This is a genomic window from Cellulomonas sp. P4_B5_2 (assembly GCF_056402235.1).
Genome location: NZ_JBFUHU010000274.1, coordinates 1 through 5,168, shown reverse-complemented (window position 1 = coordinate 5,168; position 5,168 = coordinate 1). Strand labels below are relative to the sequence as shown.

Annotated in this window: 5 protein-coding genes and 1 riboswitch; of the genes, 2 read left to right on the top strand and 3 right to left on the bottom strand. The window is 74.1% G+C overall.

Annotation, left to right across the window (positions count from 1 at the left end; genetic code table 11):
• Positions 1 to 110: 110 nt before the first annotated feature.
• From AC1DUQ_RS17280 to AC1DUQ_RS17270, 3 genes are all read right to left on the bottom strand, one after another.
• Complete coding sequence (locus tag AC1DUQ_RS17280) at positions 111 to 1,589, bottom strand: DHA2 family efflux MFS transporter permease subunit (RefSeq protein ID WP_477074211.1); 1,479 nt, start codon at positions 1,587 to 1,589, stop codon at positions 111 to 113.
• Positions 1,586 to 2,098 (bottom strand): PadR family transcriptional regulator, encoded by a 513-nt coding sequence (locus tag AC1DUQ_RS17275; protein WP_477061458.1) that lies wholly within the window; start codon positions 2,096 to 2,098, stop codon positions 1,586 to 1,588. The genes AC1DUQ_RS17280 and AC1DUQ_RS17275 overlap by 4 nt, the downstream gene beginning before the upstream one ends.
• A gap of 74 nt (positions 2,099 to 2,172) precedes the next feature.
• Positions 2,173 to 2,685 (bottom strand): hypothetical protein, encoded by a 513-nt coding sequence (locus AC1DUQ_RS17270; RefSeq protein WP_477061459.1) that lies wholly within the window; start codon positions 2,683 to 2,685, stop codon positions 2,173 to 2,175.
• 75 nt (positions 2,686 to 2,760) lie between these two features.
• Between AC1DUQ_RS17270 and purN the strand changes: the two genes are divergently transcribed.
• Positions 2,761 to 3,408 carry a phosphoribosylglycinamide formyltransferase gene (purN, locus tag AC1DUQ_RS17265; RefSeq protein WP_477074210.1) on the top strand — a complete coding sequence of 216 codons (648 nt, stop codon included), beginning with the start codon at positions 2,761 to 2,763 and terminating at the stop codon, positions 3,406 to 3,408.
• Between the two features lie 16 nt (positions 3,409 to 3,424).
• Positions 3,425 to 3,512, top strand: a riboswitch (ZMP/ZTP riboswitch).
• A gap of 35 nt (positions 3,513 to 3,547) precedes the next feature.
• Positions 3,548 to 5,140 (top strand): bifunctional phosphoribosylaminoimidazolecarboxamide formyltransferase/IMP cyclohydrolase, encoded by a 1,593-nt coding sequence (purH, locus tag AC1DUQ_RS17260; protein WP_477061461.1) that lies wholly within the window; start codon positions 3,548 to 3,550, stop codon positions 5,138 to 5,140.
• Positions 5,141 to 5,168 lie beyond the last annotated feature (28 nt).

Below are 5,168 nucleotides of genomic sequence, written 5' to 3'. Positions count from 1 at the left end.
TCGGTGCGCAGGGTGCGGTGGTGGGGCTCCTCGCGGGCGCGGGCGTGCTCGTCGGGGCGCTCCTGGTGGCGCTGCCGGGGGACCTGCCGCTGCGCGCCGAGCTGGGGCGGTCAGTGCGACGGCTGCTCCGCCGGGGCGACCAGGGCGGCGCCTGACGACGTGCGCGACGCACGCGTCGGCGGTGCTCCGGTGGCGGCCGGCGCGTCAGCGTCGCCGGCAGGGAGGCGACGGGACAGCGCGGCCGCGAGGGTGGCGAGCGCGACGAGGACCGCGCCCACCAGGTGGAAGGCCTGCAGCGCCCCCCGGGTGCCGGTCCCGCGTGCCGCCACGGATGCGAGGACGCCGACGCCCACGGACCCGCCCAGCCGCTGGGAGATGGTGTAGAGCGTGTTCCCGTCGGCCAGCTCGTGCTCCTCGAGCGGCGCGAGGAACGCGATGAGCAGCGGTGTCGTGACCAGCCCCGCTGCGGCCGCGCGCCCGCACAGGATCGCGGCCGTCACCCACAGCGGAGTGGTCTGCGTGAGCGTGAGCAGGGCCGCGCTGGACAGGGCCAGCACGGCGAACCCGAGCGTGACGAGGTCGCGGAGCGGCATCCACCTCGACATCCGCTGTCCGAGGACCGTGCCGAACCCCATGACGATGCCTTGGGGGAGGAGTGCGACGCCGGTGGCCAGGGCCGTGTGTCCCTGCACGCCCTCGGTGAACACCGGCATGAGGAAGACGGTGCCGAAGGCGATGACGGACGCCACGACCTGCAGCACGAGGACCAGCACCGACCGCCCGCCGCGCACGACGTCGAGCCGGAGCGCGGGTTGGTCGCGCCGGCCTGCGGACCAGCCGAACGCGACGAGCAGGGCGACGCCCGCGAGGAGCAGGACGTAGAGGTCCGCGTGACGCCATCCCGCCGAGGTGCCACGGGTCGCCGCGAGCAGGGTGCACACCAGCCCGCTCGCGAGCAGGACGAAGCCCAGCGGGTCGAAGCGCGCGTCCGTCCGGGGGCGCTCTCCGACCGGCGGCAGCCGGAGCATCAGGAGCAGCCCGAGGGCACCGAGGGGCACGTTCACCAGGAAGACCCACCGCCACCCGCCCGCACCGATCAGCAGGCCGCCGAGCGTGGGACCGAAGGTGGGGGCGAGGAACAGCACCAGGGCGGCAGACAGTGGGATCTTCCCGCCGYCACCGACGCCGTCCTTGCCGAGCAGGATGCTGAGCGCGAGCGGCACGAGGGGCGCGCCGACGAAGCCCTGGAGCACGCGCGAGGCGATCAGCACCTCGATGGTGGGCGCCACCGCGCAGAGGGTGGAGGCGGCGACGAAGAGCACCATGCTCACGACGTAGACGCGCATCGTGCCCAGCCGGCGCGAGGCGTAGGCGGTGAGCGCGAGGCCGACCGCCAGCGACAGGAGGTACCCGCTGACGACCCACTGGACGGCGTCCAGCCCTGCGGTGAGCTCGTGCGCGACGTCCGGCACGGYGACGTTGACGATGCTCGAGTCCAGCATGCTGAGCACCGGGCCGACGAGCAGACCGAAGCGCGCGACCGAACCCAGCGTGGCACCGGAGCCTTGCGGCGCCCGCGTACGGTTCACGGCCGCTCCGCCTCCGCCCGCAGCGCCTCGATCCACAGGAGCTCCTGCTCCAGTCGCTCCACCAGCTGTTCCTGTGCACGGCGCCGCCACGACCGGGCGGGGTCGGCGTCGGCGAGCAGCGAGCGCACCTGGACGAGCGCGGCCTGCACGACGTCCTGCCGGGCCTGCAGGACGGCCCGCCGCGCCGGCACGGCGAGCTCGTCGAAGAAGCTCACGCGGAGCAGGAACTCCTCGTCGTCGGCTGCCAGGTCCGGGGGGAGCGTCGAGACGAGCTCCGTCAGCAGCTCACGTCCCCTCGGGGTGAGGGCATAGACGTTGCGTGCAGGCCTGCCCTCCTGCGGCTCGACGGTCTTGGTCACCGCCCCTGACTGCTCGAGCCGTCGCAGCGCCGGGTACAGCGAGTTGTTGTTCACCGCGGCGATGGACGGGCGACGTACGCGCCGCTTGAGCTCGTAGCCGTGCACGGGACCGCGCCGCAGCACGCTCAGCGCGTAGATCTCGATCGTCATCCGTCCACACTAACCTAGTATTCACTGGACGATGCTGGGTTTCGCATCTGCTCGGCATGATGAGTCGTCGCGCCCTAGGAGCCCGTCTCGAGCGAGTTGCGGAGGTCGTCCAGGTCCTGCTCGTACTGCGACTCGCAGGCGTTGGTCGCACTGATCGTCAGCGCGCCCTCGAGGCACTCCTGCTTGTCCTGCTGCACCGGCCAGAGCGCCAGCTGGACCCCGAGGATGAGCGTCCACGAGAGCGCGATGACGATCCCGACGGCGAGCAGCGGCACCAGGCTGCGGGTCCGCGCGCGCCCCGCGACGATCAGCCCCCGGATCCCCACGGCCAGGGCGGCGACCGCGAACAGGAGCCCCGCGGCCTGCCAGGGCAGCGGCAGCGTGGCCACCAGGACCGAGCCGAGCACGAGCACGCCGAACAGCCGGATGAGGCGCGTGGCGTGCGCGGCCTCCTCCGGGTCCGGGGGCTGACGCTCGGGAGCAGCCGGAGCCTGCGGCCGGGGCATGGGCGGCGGCCAGGACGGTCCGTCCTGCGGCGCGGGCGCGTCCGTCCGGTCGGCGTCCGGGGGCGCGTAGGGGTTGCTCACTCCTGCATTCTCGCCCACCGGTGGGGTCGGCGGACGCGCGTGCCCGGGCCGCGCGGTGGCCAGTAGGGTCGGCCCGTGACGCACGAGACGCCCCCCCGCCCCACCCCGGCCACCCGCGACTCGGGCCGGCTCGTGGTCCTGGTCTCGGGCACGGGCTCCAACCTTGCCGCGCTGCTGGCCGCGCACGACGACCCCGCCTACGGCGCCCGCGTGGTCGCCGTGGTGGCGGACCGCAGCGGGATCCGGGCGCTGGACATCGCGCGCGAGGCCGGCATCCCGACCGCGGTCGTCTCGCTCAAGGACTTCGACGACCGCGCGGCCTGGGACGCGGCCGTCACCGAGACGGTGTCGGTCTTCTCGCCGGACCTCGTTGTCCTCGCCGGGTTCATGAAGCTGTTCGGCGCGACCTTCCTCGGGCGCTTCGGCGGCCGGATCCTGAACACGCACCCCGCGCTGCTGCCGTCGTTCCCGGGCGCGCACGGCGTGCGGGACGCGCTCGCGTACGGCGTCAAGGTCACCGGCTGCACGGTCATGGTGGTCGACGAGGGCGTCGACACCGGACCGATCCTCGCGCAGGCCACGGTCGCGGTGGAGCCCGACGACGACGAGGCCACGCTGCACGAGCGCATCAAGACCGTCGAGCGGGAGCTGCTGGTCGAGTGGGTGGGCCGGATCGCGCGCGAGGGCCTGCGGGTCGAGGGCCGGCGCGCGATCGTCGGGTGATGCACCGGCTAGACTCGGCCACGGTCGTGACTGGCGCAGGTGGGTGCAACCACCGGGGAGCGGCCGCAGTGCCCCGCCACGCACCGCCCGCCTGGGTGCATGGGTCCGCCCTAGCCGACCCTGCACACCCGGGAGCGCCATGTCCGAGAACACCTTCCAGCGGCCCGTCCGCCGAGCCCTGGTCAGCGTCTACGACAAGACCGGCCTGACCGACCTCGCCGCGGCGCTGCACGCCGCCGGCGTCGAGATCGTCTCCACCGGCTCCACCGCCGCGACCATCGCCGCGACCGGTGTGCCCGTGACCCGCGTCGAGGACCTCACCGGCTTCCCGGAGTGCCTCGACGGGCGCGTCAAGACCCTGCACCCGCGCGTGCATGCCGGAGTGCTGGCCGACACCCGGCTCCCCGCGCACCTCGCGCAGCTCGAGGATCTCGGCATCGAGCCGTTCGAGCTGGTCGTCGTCAACCTGTACCCGTTCACCGCGACGGTCGCGTCCGGCGCCGGGCCCGACGAGTGCGTCGAGCAGATCGACATCGGCGGCCCGTCGATGGTGCGCGCCGCCGCGAAGAACCACCCCAGCGTGGCCGTCGTGGTCGACCCGGCGCGGTACGACGAGGTCGTCGCAGCCGTGGGCGCCGGCGGGTTCACGCTCGCCGCCCGACGCCTGCTCGCGGCGGACGCCTTCGCCCACACCGCCGCCTACGACGCCGCGGTCGCCAGCTGGTTCGCGGCGGAGTACGCGCCCGACGAGCAGGCCGCCGACTCCGGCTTCCCGGCGTTCACGGGGACCACGTGGGTGCGCGGCGAGGTGCTGCGCTACGGCGAGAACCCGCACCAGCAGGCCGCCCTGTACCTGACGCCCGACGGTGCCGCGGGCCGCGGTCTGGCCGGCGCCGAGCAGCTGCACGGCAAGGCGATGAGCTACAACAACTACGTCGACGCCGACGCCGCGTGGCGTGCCGCGCACGACCACACGGACCCCGCGGTCGCGATCATCAAGCACGCCAACCCGTGCGGTATCGCGGTCGGCACCGACGTGGCCGACGCCCACGCGAAGGCCCACGCGTGCGACCCCGTGTCGGCGTTCGGCGGCGTCATCGCCACCAACCGCACCCTGACCGCCGCCGCGGCCGAGCAGATCGCACCCGTGTTCACCGAGGTCGTCGTCGCGCCCGCGTTCGAGCCCGAAGCCCTCGAGATCCTCAGCCGCAAGAAGAACATCCGCCTGCTCCAGGTCACCCCCGTGGACGGGGTGGGCACCGAGCGTCGCGCGATCAGCGGCGGCCTGCTCGTCCAGGAGCTCGACCAGGTGGACGCCCCGGGCGACGACCCTGCCGGGTGGACGCTCGCGGCGGGAGCACCGGCTGATGCGACGACGCTCGCCGACCTCGCGTTCGCGTGGCGGGCCGTGCGCGCGGTCAAGTCGAACGCGATCCTGCTCGCCGACGCCGGTGCGTCCGTGGGCGTGGGGATGGGCCAGGTCAACCGGGTGGACTCCTGCCGGCTGGCCGTCGAGAGGGCCAACGCCGGGGACGCCGAGCGGGCGCGCGGGGCCGTGGCCGCCTCCGACGCGTTCTTCCCGTTCGCCGACGGCGCGCAGGTGCTCATCGACGCCGGCGTGCGCGCGATCGTGCAGCCCGGTGGGTCCGTCCGCGACGAGGAGGTCATCGCCGCGGCGCAGGCCGCCGGGGTGACGCTCTACCTCACCGGGACGCGCCACTTCGCGCACTGAGGTCAGGCGAGCGCGGCCTCCCGCAGGG